Origin of the sequence: Bacillus sp. ISL-34, from assembly GCF_018613325.1 — a bacterium.
Taxonomy (GTDB): Bacteria; Bacillota; Bacilli; order Bacillales; family DSM-1321; genus Peribacillus.
In genome coordinates this window covers 102,541-125,126 of the sequence record NZ_JAGGQJ010000036.1, presented here as the reverse complement: position 1 = coordinate 125,126, position 22,586 = coordinate 102,541, and the positions used below count along the sequence as shown (strand labels likewise).

The 22,586-nt window shown below is 41.0% G+C and carries 22 protein-coding genes; all 22 read left to right on the top strand.

Features of this window, described 5'->3' with window-relative positions; translation table 11 throughout:
• The first annotated feature begins 94 nt into the window (after window positions 1–94).
• The 22 genes from sucC to J7E52_RS23380 all read left to right on the top strand — a co-directional run bounded on the left by sucC (window position 95) and on the right by J7E52_RS23380 (window position 22,584).
• The gene (sucC, locus tag J7E52_RS23485; protein ID WP_214750776.1) at window positions 95–1,255 is read left to right on the top strand and encodes an ADP-forming succinate--CoA ligase subunit beta; all 1,161 of its coding nucleotides are present in this window, start codon (window positions 95–97) and stop codon (window positions 1,253–1,255) included.
• Window positions 1,256–1,273: 18 nt separating this feature from the next.
• Window positions 1,274–2,176: a succinate--CoA ligase subunit alpha gene (gene sucD, locus J7E52_RS23480; RefSeq protein WP_214750775.1), complete on the top strand. Its 903-nt coding sequence runs from the start codon at window positions 1,274–1,276 to the stop codon at window positions 2,174–2,176.
• Window positions 2,177–2,295: 119 nt separating this feature from the next.
• A complete protein-coding gene (gene dprA / locus J7E52_RS23475) occupies window positions 2,296–3,162 on the top strand; it encodes a DNA-processing protein DprA (protein WP_286198046.1) in 867 nt (288 codons plus the stop codon).
• Between the two features lie 265 nt (window positions 3,163–3,427).
• Window positions 3,428–5,503 (top strand): type I DNA topoisomerase, encoded by a 2,076-nt coding sequence (gene topA / locus J7E52_RS23470; protein ID WP_214750774.1) that lies wholly within the window; start codon window positions 3,428–3,430, stop codon window positions 5,501–5,503.
• A gap of 427 nt (window positions 5,504–5,930) precedes the next feature.
• A complete protein-coding gene (gene trmFO, locus J7E52_RS23465) occupies window positions 5,931–7,238 on the top strand; it encodes an FADH(2)-oxidizing methylenetetrahydrofolate--tRNA-(uracil(54)-C(5))-methyltransferase TrmFO (RefSeq protein ID WP_063231875.1) in 1,308 nt (435 codons plus the stop codon).
• A 59-nt stretch (window positions 7,239–7,297) separates the two neighbouring features.
• On the top strand, window positions 7,298–8,200 hold the full coding sequence (gene xerC, locus J7E52_RS23460) for a tyrosine recombinase XerC (RefSeq protein WP_214750773.1): 903 nt from the start codon (window positions 7,298–7,300) through the stop codon (window positions 8,198–8,200).
• Between the two features lie 20 nt (window positions 8,201–8,220).
• A complete protein-coding gene (gene hslV, locus J7E52_RS23455; protein ID WP_048684874.1) occupies window positions 8,221–8,748 on the top strand; it encodes an HslVU peptidase proteolytic subunit in 528 nt (175 codons plus the stop codon).
• A 12-nt stretch (window positions 8,749–8,760) separates the two neighbouring features.
• Window positions 8,761–10,170: an ATP-dependent protease ATPase subunit HslU gene (gene hslU, locus J7E52_RS23450; protein ID WP_076366543.1), complete on the top strand. Its 1,410-nt coding sequence runs from the start codon at window positions 8,761–8,763 to the stop codon at window positions 10,168–10,170.
• A gap of 107 nt (window positions 10,171–10,277) precedes the next feature.
• Window positions 10,278–11,057, top strand: a complete 780-nt coding sequence (gene codY / locus J7E52_RS23445; protein WP_057278408.1) for a GTP-sensing pleiotropic transcriptional regulator CodY — start codon at window positions 10,278–10,280, stop codon at window positions 11,055–11,057.
• Window positions 11,058–11,812: 755 nt separating this feature from the next.
• Complete coding sequence (gene flgB, locus J7E52_RS23440) at window positions 11,813–12,208, top strand: flagellar basal body rod protein FlgB (protein ID WP_214750772.1); 396 nt, start codon at window positions 11,813–11,815, stop codon at window positions 12,206–12,208.
• The gene (flgC, locus tag J7E52_RS23435; RefSeq protein WP_214750771.1) at window positions 12,208–12,666 is read left to right on the top strand and encodes a flagellar basal body rod protein FlgC; all 459 of its coding nucleotides are present in this window, start codon (window positions 12,208–12,210) and stop codon (window positions 12,664–12,666) included. The genes flgB and flgC overlap by 1 nt, the downstream gene beginning before the upstream one ends.
• Window positions 12,667–12,689: 23 nt before the next feature.
• Entirely contained in the window at window positions 12,690–12,998 is a 309-nt protein-coding gene (gene fliE / locus J7E52_RS23430) for a flagellar hook-basal body complex protein FliE (RefSeq protein ID WP_214750770.1), read from the top strand.
• Between the two features lie 91 nt (window positions 12,999–13,089).
• Window positions 13,090–14,688, top strand: coding sequence for a flagellar basal-body MS-ring/collar protein FliF (gene fliF, locus J7E52_RS23425; RefSeq protein ID WP_214750769.1), 1,599 nt, complete (start codon window positions 13,090–13,092; stop codon window positions 14,686–14,688).
• A gap of 13 nt (window positions 14,689–14,701) precedes the next feature.
• A complete protein-coding gene (gene fliG / locus J7E52_RS23420) occupies window positions 14,702–15,721 on the top strand; it encodes a flagellar motor switch protein FliG (RefSeq protein WP_214750768.1) in 1,020 nt (339 codons plus the stop codon).
• Window positions 15,705–16,478 (top strand): flagellar assembly protein FliH, encoded by a 774-nt coding sequence (gene fliH / locus J7E52_RS23415; RefSeq protein ID WP_286198045.1) that lies wholly within the window; start codon window positions 15,705–15,707, stop codon window positions 16,476–16,478. The genes fliG and fliH overlap by 17 nt, the downstream gene beginning before the upstream one ends.
• Before the next feature lie 2 nt (window positions 16,479–16,480).
• Window positions 16,481–17,803 carry a flagellar protein export ATPase FliI gene (gene fliI, locus J7E52_RS23410; protein ID WP_214750766.1) on the top strand — a complete coding sequence of 441 codons (1,323 nt, stop codon included), beginning with the start codon at window positions 16,481–16,483 and terminating at the stop codon, window positions 17,801–17,803.
• Window positions 17,803–18,249: a flagellar export protein FliJ gene (gene fliJ, locus J7E52_RS23405; RefSeq protein WP_214750765.1), complete on the top strand. Its 447-nt coding sequence runs from the start codon at window positions 17,803–17,805 to the stop codon at window positions 18,247–18,249. Before fliI ends, fliJ begins: the two co-directional genes overlap by 1 nt.
• A 4-nt stretch (window positions 18,250–18,253) precedes the next feature.
• On the top strand, window positions 18,254–18,871 hold the full coding sequence (locus tag J7E52_RS23400; protein WP_214750764.1) for a MotE family protein: 618 nt from the start codon (window positions 18,254–18,256) through the stop codon (window positions 18,869–18,871).
• 25 nt (window positions 18,872–18,896) lie between these two features.
• The gene (locus J7E52_RS23395; RefSeq protein ID WP_286198044.1) at window positions 18,897–20,207 is read left to right on the top strand and encodes a flagellar hook-length control protein FliK; all 1,311 of its coding nucleotides are present in this window, start codon (window positions 18,897–18,899) and stop codon (window positions 20,205–20,207) included.
• Between the two features lie 8 nt (window positions 20,208–20,215).
• Entirely contained in the window at window positions 20,216–20,851 is a 636-nt protein-coding gene (flgD, locus tag J7E52_RS23390) for a flagellar hook assembly protein FlgD (protein ID WP_214750763.1), read from the top strand.
• 281 nt (window positions 20,852–21,132) lie between these two features.
• Window positions 21,133–21,246 (top strand): hypothetical protein, encoded by a 114-nt coding sequence (locus J7E52_RS27520; RefSeq protein ID WP_396020308.1) that lies wholly within the window; start codon window positions 21,133–21,135, stop codon window positions 21,244–21,246.
• Window positions 21,247–21,318: 72 nt separating this feature from the next.
• Window positions 21,319–22,584, top strand: a complete 1,266-nt coding sequence (locus tag J7E52_RS23380) for a flagellar hook protein FlgE (protein WP_214750762.1) — start codon at window positions 21,319–21,321, stop codon at window positions 22,582–22,584.
• The last annotated feature ends 2 nt before the right edge of the window (window positions 22,585–22,586 follow it).

The following is a 22,586-nucleotide window of genomic DNA, read 5'->3' as shown; positions in this document are numbered from 1 at the left end:
AAATTATGCACGAAGGAGAATTTTGTTGTAATATGATAGAGAAAACACGCATTAAATTTCAAAGTTGTTTTTTAGTAGATAAGGAGGATGGGAAATGAATATCCATGAGTATCAGGGGAAAGAGATATTGCGACAATACGGGGTATCCGTTCCAAATGGCCGGGTTGCCTTTACTGTTGATGAAGCAGTGGAAGCAGCGAAGGAATTAGGTACGGAAGTTGTTGTCGTCAAAGCTCAAATTCATGCGGGTGGCCGCGGGAAAGCCGGCGGAGTCAAGGTAGCGAAGAATCTTGATGAAGCACGTACATATGCAGAAGAGATTCTTGGCAAGACACTGGTGACCCATCAAACAGGTCCTGAAGGCAAGGAAGTTAAGCGTTTACTTATTGAAGAAGGCTGCGACATTACAAAAGAATATTATATCGGGCTGGTCCTTGACCGTGCTACGGACAGTGTCGTATTGATGGCTTCTGAAGAAGGCGGTACGGAAATTGAGGAAGTGACCGAAAAGACACCAGAGAAAATTTTCAAAGAAGTAATCGATCCGGTTGTAGGCCTGACTGGCTTCCAGGCACGGAGGATTGCGTTCAATATCAATATTCCGGCTTCACTTATAAATAAAGCTTCCAAACTGATGGTTAACTTATATACAGCTTTCGTTGAAAAAGATTGCTCAATCGCAGAAATCAACCCATTAGTGGTAACGGGCGACGGCGATGTAATGGCGCTTGATGCTAAATTGAACTTCGATGATAATGCGATTTACCGCCATAAAGACATCGCGGAGTACCGTGATTTGGATGAAGAGGATGCGAAAGAGATTGAAGCATCAAAACATGGCCTTAGTTACATATCGCTTGACGGAAATATCGGTTGCATGGTAAATGGTGCAGGTCTTGCTATGGCGACGATGGACATCATTAAACATTATATGGGAGATCCGGCTAACTTCCTTGACGTTGGTGGCGGCGCCACTGAGGAAAAAGTGAAAGAGGCTTTCAAAATCATCCTTTCCGATCAAAATGTTAAAGGCATCTTCGTTAATATCTTCGGAGGAATCATGAAATGTGACATCATCGCTACAGGCGTCGTTGCTGCTGCTAGTGAGCTTGGCCTGGATGTCCCTCTTGTTGTACGCCTTGAAGGAACGAATGTGGACCTTGGCAAAAAGATTCTAAAAGAGTCAGGTTTAAATATTACGGCTGCTGAATCAATGGCAGATGGAGCACAAAAAATAGTATCACTTGTAGGATAATAGGCAGGGGGGAACATAATGAGCGTTTATATTAATAAAGATACGAAAGTGATCGTTCAGGGAATCACTGGTTCAACAGCATTATTTCATACAAAACAAATGTTGGAATACGGCACGAAAATCGTTGGAGGAGTCACTCCGGGTAAAGGTGGAACAGAAGTGGAAGGGGTACCTGTATTCAATACAGTTTCCGAAGCTGTCACAGAAACCGGAGCGAATGCATCTGTTATCTACGTACCGGCTCCATTTGCTGCCGATGCAATTCTGGAAGCCGTAGACGCAGAACTTGATCTTGTCATTTGTATCACGGAACATATTCCTGTCCTGGATATGGTCAAGGTGAAGCGCTACATGGAAGGCAAGAAAACTCGCTTGATCGGACCGAACTGCCCAGGAGTCATTACTCCTGAAGAGTGTAAGATTGGTATCATGCCAGGGTATATCCACAAAAAAGGCCATGTAGGTGTAGTTTCTCGTTCTGGAACTTTGACATACGAAGCCGTTCACCAATTATCGCAAGCAGGCATTGGCCAATCTTCGGCTGTCGGTATCGGTGGGGATCCCGTTAACGGAACGGATTTCATTGATGTTTTGAAAGCGTTCAATGAAGATCCGGAAACACATGCGGTGATCATGATCGGGGAAATCGGCGGAACGGCAGAAGAAGAAGCAGCAATCTGGGTGAAGGAAAATATGACTAAGCCAGTTGTTGGTTTCATTGGTGGCCGTACGGCTCCAGCCGGTAAACGCATGGGTCATGCTGGTGCCATTATCTCAGGAGGAAAAGGGACTGCTGACGAGAAAATCCGCGTTATGAACGAATGCGGAATTAAAGTTGCCGAGACTCCATCCGTAATGGGTGAAACATTGATCTCTGTCTTGAAAGAAAAAGATATTTACGAACCTTGTAAAACACATTGATTCATGCTGGGCCGACCTTTTTTTGGGTCGGCCTTTTTTCCCTCCAATTTCCTCGTTAGACACCAAGTACATCACTATCAACCAACATTAAAAAAATATCCGATTAGGGGCGTTTCCAATTGAATAAAAAAGAAAAGTTAATCCACCTCCATCATTGCCGCGGAGCAGGATGGAAAACAATCCAGACAATCATGTCCAAAGACCCGTCATTATCTTCCCTGTTCACGAAGAATCACGTTGAATGGGCAAAAATGCTCCCTATCCCTTCTTATAAGCTCAACCTCTTTCTCAAAGATTTACATTCACTCAATACCATCGATAAACTTAAAATATACGAAAATAGCCAAATTCATTGTTTGACGATCTTCGATGATGAATACCCTTTTTTGCTGAAGCAAATATTCGATCCTCCGTGGGTTCTTTATTTTAAAGGCGATAAGAGGCTTTTAACAAGGAAGAATACGCTAGGTGTTGTTGGAACACGTAAGCCAACCACGTATGGTCTGGAGGCCTTAAAAACGATTCTATTACCGCTTATAAAGAAAAAGTTCGTGATCATAAGTGGAGTGGCGGCTGGAATCGATGCAGAGTCACATAAGATCACATTAAGCGTAGGCGGAGATACGATTGGGGTTTTAGGAGGGGGGCTTATGCAAATATATCCGAAATCCAATGTACCCCTTGCTGAAGAAATCATCAATAAAGGCTTGCTTATATCTGAGACTCCACCGGAAATGAAGGCCGAACCTTGGATGTTTCCGCTTCGGAATCGGATCATCAGTGGATTATCACAGGGAGTATTCGTGGTCGAGGCAAAAGAAAGAAGCGGATCCCTTATTACGGCACAAGCTGCTTTGGAACACGGCAGGGAGGTATTTGCGCTTCCTGGTAATGTTACGAGCCCTGAATCACTGGGGACCAATCAATTGATTTCTGATGGTGCCAAACTTGTTTTGAGTGCCAGGCAGATTGAGGAAGAGTTTTGAACAATATAATATAGAAGATAGACGGAGAATCAAACGGGAAAATAGAAAAAAAGGTGGTTTTTTAGAAGGATGGGTTGAATTATTAGACAAAAAGGTTGAAAATATTGTAAAACTGTTATAAGTTTTGCAAATGGCACCTCTTGTCAAAATCCCTATTAATAAATGAATCAGGATGCTTTGAAAAGCAAAGAGGTGTTGACAAATGATTTTTGAATGATTAATAATAGTGAAGATTTATATTACCTCTTTGAGGAGGATTTATTGGATGTCAGAATACTTAGTGATTGTGGAATCGCCCGCAAAGGCGAAAACGATAGAACGTTACTTGGGAAAAAAATATAAAGTAAAGGCTTCCATGGGGCATGTGCGCGATTTGCCTAAAAGTCAAATGGGTGTCGATGTTGAACATGAATATGAACCTAAATATATAACTATCCGCGGCAAAGGCCCGGTTTTAAAAGAATTGAAAACCGCTGCAAAAAAAGCGAAAAAAATCTATCTCGCGGCTGACCCCGACAGGGAAGGGGAAGCCATTGCCTGGCATTTGGCTCACAGTCTTGATGTTGACGTAAACTCAGATTGCCGCGTGGTATTCAACGAGATCACGAAAGAGGCTATCAAAGAATCATTTAAATCACCGAGGCCAATAAATATGAAATTGGTTGATGCTCAGCAGGCAAGAAGAGTCTTGGATCGTTTGGTCGGATACAATATAAGTCCGCTTTTGTGGAAAAAGGTGAAAAAAGGCTTAAGCGCGGGACGGGTCCAATCGGTTGCTGTACGGATGATCATTGACCGGGAGAAGGAGATCAAAGATTTTATCCCGGAAGAGTATTGGACAATCAAGGCTGATTTTGTAAAAGGAAAAGAACAGTTTGAAGGTTCCTTCTTCAGCCTTGGCGGCGAGAAGAAGGAATTGAATACCGAAGAGGACGTCAAAAAAGTGCTCGCTTCTTTAAATGGCGGCGAATTTACGATAGGAGCTGTGGCTAAAAAAGAAAGAAGGCGTAATCCAGCCGCTCCTTTTACGACTTCTTCCCTGCAACAGGAAGCGGCACGTAAATTGAACTTCCGTGCAAAGAAAACCATGATGCTTGCTCAGCAGCTTTATGAAGGAATCGAACTTGGCAAGGAAGGTACAGTCGGGTTAATCACTTATATGAGAACCGATTCGACCCGGATTTCCGATGTTGCGAAAGAGGAAGTCCATACCTTCATTCAAAATAATTATGGTAAAGATTATGTTCAGGTTGAACAGCGCAAGGAAAAAAAACAGACTAATGCCCAGGACGCCCATGAAGCGGTCAGGCCAACAAGCACATTACGTGAGCCGGGTGTAGTCAAGGAGTTCTTATCCAGAGATCAATTCCGTCTTTATAAATTGATTTGGGAACGATTCGTTTCTAGTCAAATGTCTTCGGCGGTCATGGATACGATGAGCATCGACCTGCATAATGGGGATGTCATCTTCAGGGCAAATGGTTCAAAAATTAAATTCCCGGGTTTCATGAAGGTATATGTTGAAGGGTCCGATGACTCGGTGGAAGAAAAGGAAAATGCACTTCCGGATGTGAAAAAAGGGGATCAATTCTTTTCAAAAGATATCGAGCCGAAGCAGCATTTCACACAGCCTCCGCCCCGATATACCGAAGCCCGTCTTGTCAAAACCCTGGAGGAACTGGGAATAGGCCGTCCTTCCACATATGCTCCTACCTTGGATACGATTCAAAAACGGGGCTATGTTACCTTGGATAATAAACGGTTCATCCCGACAGAGCTTGGTGAGATCGTTCTTGAATTGATACGCGAATTCTTCCCTGATATTCTTGATGCAGAGTTCACTGCCAAGATGGAACAGGAATTCGACAGCGTCGAGGAAGGCAGTATCGAATGGATAAAGGTCATCGATGAATTTTATAAAGAATTTGCAGTTCATTTGGCTAAAGCCGAAGTCGAGATGGAGAAAATTGAAATCAAAGATGAACCTGCAGGTGAAGATTGCGTTGAATGCGGACATGGGATGGTCTTTAAGATGGGGCGTTATGGAAAGTTCATGGCATGCAGTAATTTCCCGGATTGCCGTAACACAAAGCCAATCGTTAAAGAAATCGGTGTTAAATGCCCAAAATGTAAAGAAGGAAACATCATTGAAAGGAAAAGTAAAAAACGCCGCATATTTTACGGGTGTGATACCTATCCTGGATGTGACTTCATATCTTGGGATAAACCGCTGCCGCGGAGCTGTCCGAAATGTGAAGGTACACTTGTTGAGAAAAAACTCAAAAAGGGCGTCCAGGTCCAGTGCATGGATTGTGATTTCAAAGAATTGCCCCAAGCATAGAAAAGACCGTGAAATCGTTTACTTTCATCGTGAACTATCGAAAAAACCAGGATTTAAATTGACTCGGCATTTGCCGAGTTTCTTTATGTTCAGGGAAGTATGATATCATGATAGTATGTGGATTTACTTCCAAGAAGAAAATGGATAAGGCTTGAAACTTTTTTATTTAGGCCATGTGATGTAAAATTCAGTGGACAAGTACATTCTTTTAAAGATATAATTCCTATTTGTGTCCGTTACCCTTTTTAGAAAAGATGGATTACAGGAGGAATGCCGCCTTTCTGGCATATTTTTTATAATTATCGTTAGCAGGAATGAGTATTTCGGGTATAAATACATAGATATCGTTAAAAATGAAACTTTTATGAAAGCAGTTTTAATGATAAATGATCCTGTCTTATCATATCTATACATGGAGGTTCGAAAAATGAAAGAAACAAAAGTAAGTGTAATCGGTGCTGGGCTTGCTGGAAGTGAAGCGGCGTGGCAGTTAGCTAAAAGAGGAATTAAAGTCGATCTATATGAAATGCGCCCTGTAAAACAAACGCCAGCCCATCATACCGATAAATTCGCTGAACTTGTTTGTTCCAATTCACTTCGGGCAAATACGTTAACAAATGCAGTCGGTGTATTAAAAGAAGAAATGCGTATACTGGATTCGGTCATCATGTCCGCAGCAGATGCTTGTGCTGTACCGGCTGGCGGTGCTTTAGCTGTTGATCGTCATGAATTTGCCGGTCTTGTTACGGAAAGGGTCAAAAATCATCCAAATGTAACAGTCATCAATGAAGAAGTGACGGAAATTCCGGAAGGTCCTACCGTCATTGCAACCGGTCCGCTTACAAGTCAGTCACTATCTGACAGCTTAAAGCAAATCATGGATGAAGAATACTTGTACTTCTATGATGCTGCCGCACCAATTCTTGAAAAAGACAGCATTAACATGGATAAAGTATATTTGAAATCCCGCTATGATAAAGGCGAAGCAGCTTATTTGAACTGTCCGATGACGGAAGAAGAGTTTGACCGCTTTTATGAAGCATTGATTGCTGCTGAAACAGTCCCGCTTAAAGAATTTGAAAAAGAAATCTTTTTTGAAGGCTGCATGCCCATTGAAGTGATGGCATCACGAGGGAAGAAAACGATGCTATTTGGTCCATTGAAGCCTGTTGGCTTAGAAGATCCAAAAACGGGAAAACGTCCTTTTGCTGTAGTTCAATTGCGTCAAGATGATGCGGCAGGAACACTTTACAATATTGTTGGTTTTCAGACACATTTGAAATGGGGGCCGCAAAAAGAAGTATTGCAGCTCATCCCTGGATTGGAAAATGCGGAAATTGTCCGTTATGGAGTTATGCATCGAAACACTTTCATAAACTCACCTAATGTTTTGAAGCCTACGTACCAATTCAAGAATCGGGATGATTTATTCTTTGCCGGTCAGATGACTGGCGTCGAAGGGTATGTAGAATCGGCTGCATCGGGACTGGTTGCAGGTATCAATGCTGCAAGGATCGTCCAAGGATTGGAGCCTATCATTTTCCCTGCGGAGACGACGATGGGCAGCATGGCAAGGTACATAACGTCGACTAATGGTAAGAGCTTCCAGCCGATGAATGCCAACTTTGGATTGCTTCCAGACCTTGAAGTGAGAATCAAATCCAAAAAAGAGCGGAACGAAACGCATGCTAAACGCGCTTTGGACACAATTCAGAACTTTGTGAAAAATTTGTAAAATATTTGCCTGCCGTTTTAAAGTATGATACTATTTATTAGCCTTTGCGAGGTGTTTCCATGATTAATCAAAAAAAGGCTTTATCATCCTTCATCGAATATTTACAAATTGAAAAGAACAGTTCACATTACACCATTGAAAATTACAAACGTGATATTCACGAATTTTTTCTGTTCCTTAATGAACAGGGCATTGAGGATATCACGTCCGTTGAATATTTTGATGTCCGGTTATATTTAACGAATTTATATGAGAAAAAACTTTCTAAGCGCACTGTTGCAAGAAAAACTTCTTGCTTGCGGAGCCTTTATAAATTTTTACTACGTGAAGGTGATGTGAAGGATAATCCTTTTTCACTTGCTTCTTTACCTAAAAAGGATGGAAGACTGCCACGATTTCTTTATGAGAAGGAAATGGATCAATTGTTTTCTTCTTTAAAGAAAGATTCACCGATAGGAATAAGGAACAATGCCTTACTTGAATTATTGTATGCTACAGGCATTCGCGTAAGTGAATGTTGTGAGATTAAACTGCAGGATATCGATCTTTCCTTAGGGACGGTACTGATCCATGGAAAAGGAAAAAAAGATCGCTACGTTCCGGTTGGTAGATATGCACAGGAAGCAATAGATTTATACATACGTACAGCCAGGATGGAATTGACTTCGTCTGACGCCAAGGCGCATGTTTATTTATTTGTTAATTTTCGTGGAGACCCTCTGACACCTAGGGGAGTTCGCTATATATTGAATGAATTGATTAAAAAGTCAGCCGCAGATGGAAGTCTTCATCCCCATATGCTAAGGCATTCGTTTGCTACACACCTATTGAATAATGGGGCGGACATTCGCACGGTTCAGGAATTGCTTGGTCATTCAAAAATTTCATCAACGCAAGTGTATACGCATGTTACAAAAGACCAATTGAAAAAAGTCTACAATGCATCACATCCGCGGCCTTAAATGTTGAAAGGGGACACTTTATGACAACGATATTTGCAGTGCATCATAAAGGTGAATGTGCCATGTCCGGTGATGGGCAGGTTACTTTAGGAAATTCAGTAGTGATGAAGCATACAGCGAGGAAAGTAAGAAAAATCTTTAATGGTAATGTCCTTGCAGGTTTTGCAGGTTCCGTTGCAGATGCATTCACTTTATTTGAGATGTTCGAAGCTAAACTTGAAGAGTATAATGGCAATCTTCAGCGCGCTGCCGTCGAAATGGCAAAGCAATGGAGAAGTGACAATGTATTGAGGAAGCTGGAAGCCATGCTGGTCGTGATGGATAAGAACCATTTACTTCTCGTTTCTGGCACCGGGGAAGTAATTGAACCGGATGACGGGATTCTCGCCATAGGATCGGGTGGGAATTATGCACTGGCTGCCGGCAGGGCATTAATGCGGTTTTCCAGTGACCATTTATCGGCAAAGGAAATCGCGCAATCATCTTTACAAATTGCAGCGGAAATTTGTGTATTTACGAATACGAATATAATCGTGGAAGAGTTGTAAGGAGGAGCGCAAATGTCAAAAAAAGCTAATTTAACACCGAGGCAAATCGTTGAAAAACTGGATCAGTATATCGTAGGGCAGCGTGAGGCAAAACGGGCAGTGGCAGTGGCTCTTCGGAATCGCTACCGACGTTCCCTTCTCTCGGATCAACTTCGTGACGAAGTCGTTCCGAAGAATATATTAATGATTGGACCGACAGGCGTCGGGAAAACAGAAATAGCTCGGAGAATGGCTAAATTGGTAGGTGCTCCTTTTGTAAAAGTTGAAGCAACGAAATTTACGGAAGTCGGGTATGTCGGCCGGGATGTAGAGTCCATGGTCCGTGATTTGGTGGAGACTTCCGTCCGCCTCGTGAAGGAAGAAAAGATGGCCAGCGTAAAGGAACGGGCAGAAGAAAATGCAAATCGCCGTTTAATAGAGCTATTAGTGCCATCCACTAAAAAACAGAGTAATTTCAAGAATCCTCTTGAAGTCTTTTTTGGAGGCAATAACAATCAAGACGAACAGGACTCGGAAGAAAATTCCGAAGATTTAAGTTTGCAGGAAAAAAGAAAAATCGTCGCTGAAAAGCTGGCTAATGGTGAGTTAGAAAGTGAAATGATAACGGTCGAAGTGGAAGAACAGGCTGCTTCGATGTTTGATATGCTCCAAGGTTCGGGAATGGAACAAATGGGGATGAACATGCAGGACGCTTTAGGAAGCTTGATGCCGAAAAAAAGCAAGAAGCGCAAATTGAAAGTAAGTGAAGCGAGAACCGTTTTAACAAATGAAGAAGCGGCAAAGTTGATTGATATGGATGAAGTTACTTCGGATGCAGTATACGGGGCTGAGCAAAATGGGATTATCTTCATTGATGAAATAGACAAAATTGCCAGTAAGCAATCCGGAAGTTCATCTGCGGATGTATCAAGAGAGGGTGTCCAAAGGGATATCCTGCCAATTGTTGAAGGCTCGACAGTAGTGACTAAATATGGGTCAGTTAAAACGGATCATGTCCTATTTATTGCTGCAGGTGCCTTTCATATGGCTAAGCCATCCGACCTTATCCCTGAATTACAAGGTAGATTCCCAATTCGTGTTGAATTGAACAAGCTGACTGTTGACGACTTTGTACGGATTCTTCATGAACCGGATAATGCCTTGTTAAAACAATATGTTGCTTTATTAGAAACTGAAGGTATAGAAATTGAATTTTCTGACGATGCTGTTCGTAAGATAGCTGAAGTGGCCTTCGAAGTAAATCAAAACACAGACAATATTGGTGCAAGAAGACTTCATACCATTTTGGAACGGTTGCTTGAAGACTTATCGTTTGAAGCTCCGGAAATAACGATGGAGAAGATTACAATTACGCCCCAATATGTCGAAGGTAAGCTTGGTTCTATCGCCCGGAACAAAGATTTAAGCCAGTTTATCCTTTAATTAAGAAATAATTTGGCAATGATTTGCCTACGCAATGAACATAAAATTACGGAAATACAACTTCATAGTTATTGTGAACCATGGTATTTTTAGGAGGAACAAATCAAATGAACTTATTAGCAAAAACAAGAAAAATCAATGCAATGCTCCAAAAAGCAGCAGGTAAAGCAGTTAACTTCAAGGAAATGGCTGAAAGTTTAAGTGAAGTTATCGAAGCGAATGTATTCGTCGTAAGCCGCCGCGGGAAATTACTAGGCATAGCGGTAAGTCAGCAAATTGAAAACGAACGCATGTACAAAATGTTGGAAGATAAACAATTCCCTGAAGAGTACACAAAAAACCTGTTCAATATTCCCGAAACCTCTTCGAACCTTGATATCGAAAGCGAATATACTGCTTTCCCAGTCGAAAACAAAGAGCTTTTCGCAACTGGATTAACAACGATCGTACCGATTATGGGTGGGGGAGAACGTTTAGGAACATTGGTACTTGCCCGATTACAAGAAAAATTTCACGATGATGATTTAATTTTGGCTGAATATGGTGCAACTGTAGTCGGCATGGAAATCCTGCGCGAAAAATCAGAAGAGATAGAAGAAGAAGCTCGTAGTAAAGCTGTCGTTCAAATGGCAATTTCCTCGTTATCTTACAGCGAATTGGAAGCAATTGAGCACATCTTTGAGGAACTTAAAGGTAATGAAGGTCTGCTTGTAGCATCCAAAATTGCAGACCGTGTTGGCATCACCCGTTCGGTTATCGTAAATGCACTAAGGAAACTGGAAAGTGCAGGAGTCATTGAGTCACGCTCTCTTGGAATGAAAGGTACTTATATCAAAGTATTGAACGATAAATTCCTTCTTGAATTAGAGAAGCTTAAAAATAATTAACATACTAAAACGGCAGTCCTTGAAAAAGGGCTGCCTTTTTTTGTGATATTTGGATCTGTTGCTGTCTGTGACTAACAGGCAAATGCGGGTGAATGGCAGGGATGGAAAGGAAATAGAGGTAATTCGGATTAAATGGAATTGTGAATATAGGCTTGTTTTCTATTAGAAGCAGTAAAAATAGTTAAATATTTCTTAGAAAGGGTAATTATATTATTATAACTGTCGCAATGATGAAAATGAACGGTGATGTAACTTTTTGATTACTAAAACCTATGGATAACGGGTTTTAGCTGTTAGGGAATTTTGTCGAATGAATCAGCACTTTGAAAAAAACCGTTTTTTTCAAAAAAAGAAAAAAGGCAGTAATCCTTTGTTTTCTTATGATTCCTTTATTTTAAAGGGTGAAATCAACTAAAATGAAAAAAAAATTGAAAGTAAATTTGAAAATTAGTACTAAAGTATCAGGTATATAGGTTTGTTTTTCGATATGATATATAAGCTAATAGCAGTAAAATTTGGTTAATATGTAGAATATCATAATAAAATGTAATATAACGTAATAATAACCCTATAATCATACTAAGAAAACGACAAATTTGAGCAATTTGTGACAAATTTCGACGATAATAGGTCTAAAGTCCATGTATTATTTATGGACATAGTTATAATGTTTCTTTAAAATTAAAAACGTAAATGCGCTGGGTTAATTTATGGATAAAGTAATTATCTGTTAATTATAGAAAGAGGTGATCGATGTGGAATTATTTTCAAATACTTTTCAATCACTTGAAAAAGCACTTGATTATTCTAATGCAAAACAAAAAGTCATTTCACAGAACATAGCCAATTCGGATACGCCTAATTATAAAGCTAAAGAGGTAGACAAAACACAATCCTTTAAGGCAGAGCTTGAATCTTCCCTGGAGTCATATCGTACCGATGAACGACATTTCACCTTCAAATCAGAGGGGAGCCATGCTTCTCACATCGTTACGCAGAAAAATGTCCGATATAACAATAATGGAAATAGCGTGGACGTTGATAAGGAAATGACGGAACTTGCTGCCAACCAGATTTATTATAATGCCGTAACCGACAGGCTTTCAGGTAAGTTTCAATCATTGCAGAATGTAATCAGAGGAGGTAAGTGATGGGAATCTTCCAAAGTATAAACATGACCGGATCTAGCCTGACGAGTCAAAGGGTAAGGATGGATGTAATCTCCGCTAATATGGCTAATGCCGATACGACCAGGGCGGAATATGACGCCGAATCGAAAACATGGAAGCCATACACAAGAAAATCGGTTGTGCTGCAAAGTAAGGAAAACGGTTTTTCGAGTTTCTTAAACGCAGCATCCCGAAAAATGAGCGAGGTAGGGAATGGAGTCAAGGTGACTGGAATAGTAAAAGATAAAACACCTTTTGAACTGGATTACAATCCCGAACATCCTGATGCCAATGAAGATGGTTATGTTGAAATGCCAAATGTCGACCCGCTTCGGGAAATGGTTGATTTAATGAGTGTCACACGTTCATACGAAGCAAATGTGACAGTTTTAAATGCATCAAAGGGAATGATGATGAAAGCTTTGGAAATTGGAAAATAAAAGTTTGAAAGGAGATTGTTGATATGGAGGGGATTTCTCTTTCTGCTGTGAACAATGCAAGTGATGTACTGAAAAAAGATCAAAGTAAGACTAATACACCATACGAAGCACAGCGGAATTTTGCGTCGGTATTAAAAGAATCAATGAATAAAGTCAACGAAACACAAGTGGCATCTGATGACCTTACAACCCAATTGGTTAATGGAGAGGATGTTGAGCTTCATTCGGTGATGATAGCTTCACAAAAAGCCAGCGTTACGATGCAGGCTACATTAGAGGTTCGGAATAAGGTTGTGGAAGCCTACCAGGAAATGATGAGAATGAGTATATAGCATTCATTTTTTAACCTCATTATATAGAGAAAAATGACCAGGGGGAAAAAATCCCCCAATCATAAATTCATAGACTGACCGGGGGATTTAAATGAATGAAGTACTAGTGAATTTTAAAAACAAAATAACCGCTTACTGGACGGGCCGCAGTAAAAAACAAAAATTCATGATGATTGGTTCAGCGGCATTAATTATCATCATCATTACGGCAGTTTCAATTTTAACCACGCGTACGACGCTGGTGCCCTTATATTCCAACTTAACTCCATCGGAAACGGGGAGCATTAAAGAAAATTTAGACAGTCAAGGGATTATGAATGAAGTTTCTGAAAATGGAACGACGATAAAAGTTCCAGAAGAAAAACTGGATTCACTTAAAGTGGAACTGGCAGCTGAAGGAATTCCGGAATCAGGCAGTATCGACTATTCCTTTTTTAGTCAAAGTGCCGGTATCGGAATGACTGAAAATGAATTCAATGTCATTAAACTGGACTCGATGCAAACGGAATTGGCCAGTTTAATAAAAAAGATTGATGGAGTAGAAGATGCCAGTGTTATGATCACTCTTCCTGATAAAGGAGTTTTTGTCAGTGATTCAGCTGGGGAAGCGTCAGCATCCATTGTATTGAATACGAAACCCGGTTATAAATTTGAAGAAAGCCAAATCAATTCCCTTTATCATCTGGTCTCAAAAAGTGTTCCGAATCTTCCTACAGATAATATCGTCATTATGAATCAAGAGTTTGAGTACTTCGATCTTGAAAATGAAAATTCTTCTTTCGCGTCCGCCTTTGCTACCCAAAACGAAATTAAAAAAGAAATAGAACGGGATATTCAAAGACAGGTACAAAATATGCTTGGAACGATAATGGGGAGAGACAAAGTGGTTGTTTCAGTCACGACAGACATTGATTTCACTCAAGAAAATCGGGAAGAGAATTTAGTGGAACCGGTCGATGAAGAAAATATGGCTGGAATTGAGATCTCTGCGCAAAGGATCAATGAATCGTATAGCGGGGACGCAGCAGGTGCAGGAGGCGTTCCGCAAAGTGAGGATTCCTCGGATTCATTGGGATCCAGTTACGTTGAAGGCACAAACGGATCCGGTGATTATGAAAAAGTGGATGAAACGATAAATAGTGAAGTGAACCGAATCAAGAAAGAAATAGTCGAAAGCCCATATAAAGTTAAAGATTTAGGTATTCAGGTCATGGTCGAACCGCCCACAGCTGACGATCCGAATTCTTTATCTCAACAGAGTGTGGATGATATAACACAAATCCTTGGTACGATAATCCGCACGACAATCGAGAAAAAAGCTGAAGGGGAAGAGCTGACGGACGAGGAGCTTAATAATAAAATTGCGATTTCAGTTCAGCCGTTTAACGGACAAATGAAGTTGCAAAAAGATGAAACGAAACCTTCGTTACCAATATGGGCATACATCGTCGGCGGAGTGCTTTTACTAGCCATTATCATTCTCTTAATCTTATTCCTCCGTTCCCGAAAGCAAGCTGAAATGGAAGAGGAGTACATGGTTGAAGAGGAAGAAGTCGTATTCGATGTTCCGGATTTGAACAAAGAGAAGGAAACGGAAGCATCTTTAAAAAGAAAACAACTGGAGAAGCTGGCAAAAGAAAAGCCGGATGAATTTGCAAAATTATTAAGAAGCTGGATAGCAGAAGACTAGGAGGCTTTAGAAAGTGACAGATAGAAAAAAAAAGGCCGGATTGACTGGCAAACAGAAGGCTGCCATCCTCCTTATTTCCTTAGGCCCGGATGTTTCTGCATCCGTATATAAGCATCTTTCTGAAGAGGAAATTGAGAGATTGACTCTTGAAATTTCGGGAGTGAGAAAAGTGGACTCCCAAGATAAGGAAGAAATTCTGGATGAATTCCATAATATTGCTTTAGCACAGGATTACATCTCCCAGGGCGGGATAGGATATGCGAAGCAGGTACTTGAAAAGGCATTAGGTACTGATCAGGCAACCGCCATCATAAACCGTTTAACATCATCCTTGCAGGTTCGTCCATTCGACTTTGCGCGAAAGGCAGATCCTGGACAAATCTTGAATTTCATTCAGAACGAGCATCCGCAGACCATTGCCTTAATCTTGTCCTATCTTGATCCCACACAGGCTGGACAAATATTGTCTGAACTTCCGCAAGAGGTGCAGGCAGATATTGCAAGAAGGATTGCTTTAATGGATAGCACTTCTCCGGAAATCATCAATGAAGTGGAGCAAATACTCGAAAGGAAACTTTCTGCGACTGTAACCCAAGATTATACACAGACTGGTGGAGTGGAAGCTGTTGTAGATGTGTTGAATGGTGTTGACCGCTCAACGGAAAGGACGATCTTGGATGCACTTGAAATCCAAGATCCGGAGCTTGCTGAAGAAATCAAGAAACGAATGTTTGTCTTTGAGGATATCGTGACCCTTGATGGCAGAGCGATTCAGCGCGTTGTCAGGGAATCCGATAACGAAGACCTTAAACTTTCTCTTAAAGTGGCTAGTGATGAAGTGAAGGAAATCGTTTTCCGAAACATGTCAAAACGTATGGTTGAAACGTTCCAGGAAGAAATGGAATATATGGGACCAGTACGTTTGCGTGATGTAGAAGAAGCACAATCAAGAATTGTTGCCGTCATTCGACATCTGGAAGAAACTGGAGATATTGTGATTGCCCGCGGCGGAGGGGATGATATCATTGTCTAGAATTATCAAATCCCAGCAGGCTAACCAGGAGAAAAGCAAAAAGATCGCGATAAAAGTTCGCCCTTTTGACTTTCTTCAAAATGATGATGCAGATGAGCATAATAACCTTCATTATATTCAAACTGATGAACTTTTAAAAGATGCCAAACAGGAAGCCGAAACGTTATTGCTCGATGCGAAACAAAAAGCCCAAGCGATTGCTGCTGAAATCCAGCAAGACCGAGACCTATGGGAGAATCAAGAAAAAGCAATGTTTATCGAACAAGCTCAAAAAGAAGGGTATCAGCAGGGAGTCGAAGATGGGATCCAAAAGGGTTATAGCGAGATTGCCGCGGAAATAGCTTTCGCAAAAGAAGTGGTGGAGTCGTCTAAAAAAGATTATCGGCACAATATCGAATCATCTGAAACCGTTATTTTGAATCTTGCCCTGAAGGTGGCAGAGAAAATTATCGGACAACAGCTTGAAAAAGATGAAGAGTCTTTTTTATCCATAGTCAAAAGAGCCATCAAAGAAGTGAGGGATTACCGTGAGGTGCAATTGCATATCCATCCGATCCGATATCAATCGATTCTTTCCCATAAAGATGAGTTGATGGAAATATTTCCGAAAGATACTGAGTTGTATATCTATCCGGATGATGAGCTTGAAGAAAGCAGCTGTATCATCGAATCCGAAAACGGAAGGATGGATGCCAGTGTCGACAGTCAGCTGCAGGAAATAAAAGTGAAACTAACTGAATTGCTGGAAGGGGAATAAAGATGAAAACTAGAGACCTATTGCCCTTGGTTGATGAAGTTGATCCTTTCAAACATTATGGACGGGTCAAACGTGTCGTGGGGTTAATGATAGAATCTCAAGGCCCTGAAAGCTCTGTAGGTGATGTTTGTTATATCTATACAGGCATACAAAAAAAGAAAAATCGAATCTTAGCTGAAGTTGTCGGTTTCCGTGATGAAATGGTTATTTTAATGCCATTTACAGCAGTTAGTGATATTGCACCGGGCTGTATCGTGGAAGGAAGCGGACGGAGCCTTGAGATAAAGGTGGGAAGTGGGCTTATTGGCAAAGTAGTCGATCCATTGGGACACCCCATTGATGAATCACTGCTTCCAAAAGGTCTCGCGACAATTTCTGTGGATCAAGATCCGCCGAATCCAATGAAACGGCCTCCCATTAATGAACCTATAGATGTAGGAGTCCGGGTGATTGATAGTTTATTAACAGTTGGACAAGGACAACGTGTTGGTATCTTTGCAGGAAGCGGTGTCGGGAAAAGCACGTTGCTTGGGATGGTAGCAAGGAATACGACGGCTGACTTAAACGTTATCGGTCTTATTGGAGAACGTGGCCGTGAAGTTCGAGAATTCATTGAGAAAGATCTTGGACCAGAAGGGCTGGCTCGATCAATCGTTGTAGTGGCGACATCTGACCAGCCAGCGTTGATGCGGATAAAGGGTGCTTTGACGGCAACTGCAATCGCGGAATATTTTCGTGATAAGGGATTGAATGTGATGCTGATGATGGATTCGGTCACGAGGGTTGCGATGGCCCAGAGGGAAATTGGGCTTGCCATCGGGGAACCGCCGACGACCAAAGGGTATACGCCATCCGTTTTTGCCATCCTACCAAGGTTACTCGAAAGAACGGGTACAAATCAGCTCGGTACCATTACAGCTTTTTATACGGTTCTCGTCGACGGTGATGATATGAATGAACCGATTGCTGACGCTGTCAGGGGAATTTTGGATGGTCACTTCATACTAGACCGTAACTTAGCCAATAAAGGACAGTTTCCAGCGCTCAATGTATTAAAGAGCATTAGTCGTGTCATGAATAATATTGTTGGTGACAAGCATAAAAACGCCGCGGAAAAATTACGGGCGAGTTTATCAACCTATATGGAGTCGGAAGATTTGATTAATATAGGAGCTTATAAGAAGGGTTCTTCCAAACAAATTGATAGCTCGATTACACGCTATCCGGAAATCATTTCATTTTTGAAGCAAGGAACCCATGAAAAAGCTTCCAAAGATAATAGTATCAACGCCCTTGTCGAATTGATGGAGAAAGGTGATCAATAATGATTTATCAATATAAATTCGAGAAGATCCTGACCATCAAAGAAAAAGAAAAAAACGATGCATTAGCTAAATATAATGCAGCTTTTAAAAAATTTGAAGAAGTGGCAGAAAAGTTATATAAGCTTTTAAAGAAAAAAGAAGAGTTGCTTGAGTTTCAACAGGAAAAGCTGCGAAATGGATTATCCATACAGGAAATTCGTCACCATCAGTTATTTATGGACAACTTGGAAAAACTCTTAAGCCACTGTCAACAGGAAGTCATTGAAGCGCGATACAAGATGAATATTCAACGGGATATATTAATGGAAAGAAATATCGAGGTTAAAAAGTACGAGAAAATGAAAGAAAATGATTTTCTTAAATTCCTCGATGTCATTAAGGAAGCTGAGAACAAACAAATGGATGAAATATCTATCCGGCAATTCTTAAGCAAAGGCGTAAGGTGATGGAATGCGTAAAAAAAGTGAATCTAATGGATTGGAAGAATTGGAAGAAAGCAAGATAAGTAAGTTTCAATGGTTTCTTGTCATCTTCATTCCATTAATCTTTGCGGTAACTGTAGCGTTGATCGTTTTTACAGTTGCAGGGGTGAATGTAGTGGAAAAGGCAAAGGAAATGTCTGCGAAAATACCCTTCATTGAATTGGATCAAAAGGATGAAGAGAAAGATAGACCAGCCAAGAGTGATGAGAAAGTTTCCATGAAGCTCGAAAAATTAGAAACCGAGATTGAAAACAAGGAAAAAGAGATAGACAAGCTAGAGAGCATCATCGATACACGTGACAAGGCCATAGAAAAGGCAGAAGCGGAAAAACAGCAGCTTCAAACAGAAATGAATCAACTTAAGGATAGTCAGAATAATAGTAAACAAGCGTTCAAAGATATAATCCGTACTTATGAAACCATGGCCCCCAAGAAGGCTGCACCTATCATAACGGAAATGAATGATGAAGATGCAGTGGAGATTCTCTCAAGTATGAAAGCAGCCACTTTAGCTAAGGTTTTGGAGCAAATGACAACGGCTGATGCTGCAAGGTTAACGAAGAAACTAACGGAACAAAGTCCTTGAGTGGAAAGAGTGAGGAGGTGTATACATGAATTCAGCCATTAATTCTTTATTTCCCTTGGCATCATTAAGTCTAAAGGTACCAATTAAGGCAAATCAGCAAACTAATTCAGGGTTTGGATCAGTCCTTCAATCAGCGATAGGGGCAGAACCTCCCATTCTAACGGATATAGCTGGCATCTTTGAAGGGCAATTGTCTGTAATAAAGGATTTGCTTGGTTTTTTGAAACTTGAAAGATTAAGTGATATAGGTGAAGAGAGTGTTGCCGAAGCCCCTTCAGTAAAACAACAAGAAAACAACCTTATTTTACAGGTTCTAAAAAATGTAGCCGGAAATGATGAGGGTGCCCTTGCTGATTTCTTTGCGAGCATCGAAGAACTGGATTTAGAACAAGAAGTGGATGACTTCAGCCTGAATCCACAAAGTTTGTTATCAGCCAATGTCATGGAACTGTATACCATCCTGAAGAAAGTTACTTTATTGAGCGAAGAAGAATGGCATGAGCTCCCATTATCTGGTGTGGTGAATCTTTTGAAACTGGTGAAAATTCAAGATCTCCTCTCGGAGAATAAGGATATGACACAAGATGAAGCGGCCATCCAGAAACAAATGAAACAGCTGCTTGAAGGGATAACGGGGAAGCTGGAGAAATGGCTGTCCAATCAGTCAATATCAAAAACAGAACCTGACCAGCCCAACACTTTGGGGAAAGGGCAAACTAAAGCAATAGAAACATTGAAAAGCGCATTCTCGCAATTATCTAAGAGTGACAAGGTAAATAAAGACGGGGTAATCAGCAGCGGTGTGACTTTGCAAAGTCCGGATAGCGGTAAACATCAAGGGTCTGGGATGCCTTTTCTCATGACAAAGCTTGAGCAATTCGTCTTGGCAGCTCCCAAAGGTGAGCAAACTGTCAGTCAAGAAGAGTTTGTTAAGCAATTTGAAAATATTTTAACTAAGGCGAACTTTAGCGGAACTAACGGTGTAAATAAACTGTTGATCAGATTGTATCCTGAACATTTAGGGTCCCTAAGAATCGAGTTGATTCAAAAGGATGGAATGCTGTCAGCCAAGATTATGGCTACTACTGCCCATGCCAAAGATATGCTGGAGAATCAGATTCATGGTTTAAAACAAGCCTTTAGCGGACAAAACATTCAAATTGAAAGAATTGAAATATCACAGGCCTTCAATGTTTTTAACTCTGAGAAATTCAGCGAGAAAGATGCGGATGAACATAATGAACAACAGGAGAGTAAGGAAGAAAGCAATGATGATGAGACGGATAGCGAGTTTACGGGATCCCTTGCCGATGCTCTGTTAAATCTGGAAGTGTAGGTGAAAAAATGACGACCATCGATACGTCACTATTATTATCAAAATCTCAAACTGAAAACAGAAAAACCGGGGATGCATTGGGAAAAGATGATTTCTTGAAATTATTGCTAACCCAGCTTCAAAACCAAGATCCGTCAAGTCCGATGGACAATACGGAATTCATCGCCCAAATGGCCACTTTTTCTTCTCTGGAACAGATGATGAATATGGGAGCCCAAATGGAAGAAATAATCGGGATCAATCAACAAAATAGTTTAATGAACTACAACTCTTTTGTCGGTAAAGAAGTCACTTGGCACAAATTGGATGAAGGCGATGATGACCTTGCGATAGAAGAAGGGACAGGCATCGTTAAATCGATCCAATATAAGGGTGATGGTGTTTATTTTCTTTTAGAAGATGGCACAAAGCTTGAACCCGCAAATATTTCGGCAATGAAGCAAACAAGTTCCACGTCGACTAGCTTGACGGCGGCAAGTGAATTAATAGGCAAGCGCGTTTCCTGGATGGACGAAAAAAATGGAGAGTCATCAGCTGTCGTTATCTCGGTATCCATGAGTAATGGCAAGCTGCAAATTGAAGTGGATGATGAAAACAACACCAAGTTATCATCAGAGCAATTGATAAAAATCGCTGAAGCTTAATGGGCGGGAATATGAATAAACTTGGTTTTCAAGCAAATTCCGCTCAGCTTTTGCCACAAACAACATTACCTTTAAGGCAAAGGCAGATGATCCAGCAAGGTTTAAACAGCATTTTCAAGCTGCTGTCTCCACAAATGAAGAATTGACCATTAGTAAACATGCTCAATTGCGGATGAGTCAAAGGAATATAGAAATAGCGCCACAAACCTGGGAGAAAATAGCCAATAAAGCCAATGAAGCCAAAAAGATGGGTGTAACCGAATCTCTTATCATTACAGATAATGCGGCCTCATAGTAAGCACGAAAAACAACAAGGTCATCACGGTCATGCCAGGGATGAAGCGACATCACAAATTTTCACGAACATCAATGGAACCATAATTTTAGATAAATAGGCTGGACCTGAAATAGGAAGCCTGGACTGTGGAATGACGGAAGCAGTCTTTATATGAAAGGGGAGCTTATACATGCTTCGTTCAATGTATTCGGGAATAAGCGGATTAAAAAACTTACAAACAAAATTGGATGTTATCGGTAATAACGTCGCCAATGTCAATACATATGGTTTCAAAAAAAGCCGTGTGACATTCAGCGATGCGATGAACCAAACAGTATCTGGTGCAAGTGCAGCAACAGCCAATAAAGGCGGAACCAATTCTAAACAAATTGGATTGGGCTCCACGATTGCTACAATCGATACGATCCATACACAGTCAAGCCTGCAAACCACCGGCCGCGATCTTGATTTAGGAATATCTGGTGATGGCTATTTCGTCGTCAAGCAAGGCGATTCTCTTTCATATACACGTGCAGGAAACTTTTATCTGGATGATAATGGTACGCTTGTCAACGCGAATGGTTTGAAAGTACAGGCTTACAAGGTTGATGAAAACGGGAAACGATCAAAAACGATTGGCGACGTTGCTGTTAACGTAAATGCGATCTTACCTGCCATCACCACTACTAAAATATCAGTAAGTGGAAATCTAGCTGCTGACGCAATTGATGGTACCGTATTTAGCCAGCAAATGAAAGTTGTGGATGACAAGGGGAAAGAGCAAACGGCAACTATCTATTTCCAAAAAACCGGTGATGATAAATGGGAGCTTTTTGATGAAGAACCTGCTGCTTTGGGGGATACATCAGCTACTAAACCAAAACCGTTCACTTCGGTTAATTTCGACGCTAATGGTCAGATAGTGGCAGGTGATAAAACCCAGGCAGGTCAAACCATTAACATTTCAAGCGGCAAAGAGGATGACTCGGATACACCAGTTGATGAAAGCGTACAAAAAGTTAATTTGGATTTTGATTTCTCGAACCTTACTCAAGTTAAAGGTTCCACCACTGCTCTTGTCAATCCGAATGGTAATAAAGAAGGTAAACTGGAAAGCTTTAATATTGGTTCATCAGGGGAAATAAATGGTGTTTATTCCAACGGTCTGATCACTACCTTAGGCCAACTGGCCGTCGCCAAGTTTTCCAATGCATCAGGCTTGACGAAAACCGGTGGCAATACTTTTCAGGAATCAATCAATTCAGGTACTGCAAATATCAATATCGCAGGTGAGGGGCGCGGTGTGATTGCATCAGGTTCTTTGGAAATGTCCAATGTGGATTTATCCGAAGAGTTTACTGAAATGATCGTTGCGCAACGTGGTTTCCAGTCGAATTCGAGGATCATCACGACGTCGGATGAAATTTTACAGGAATTAGTTAACTTAAAACGATAGGT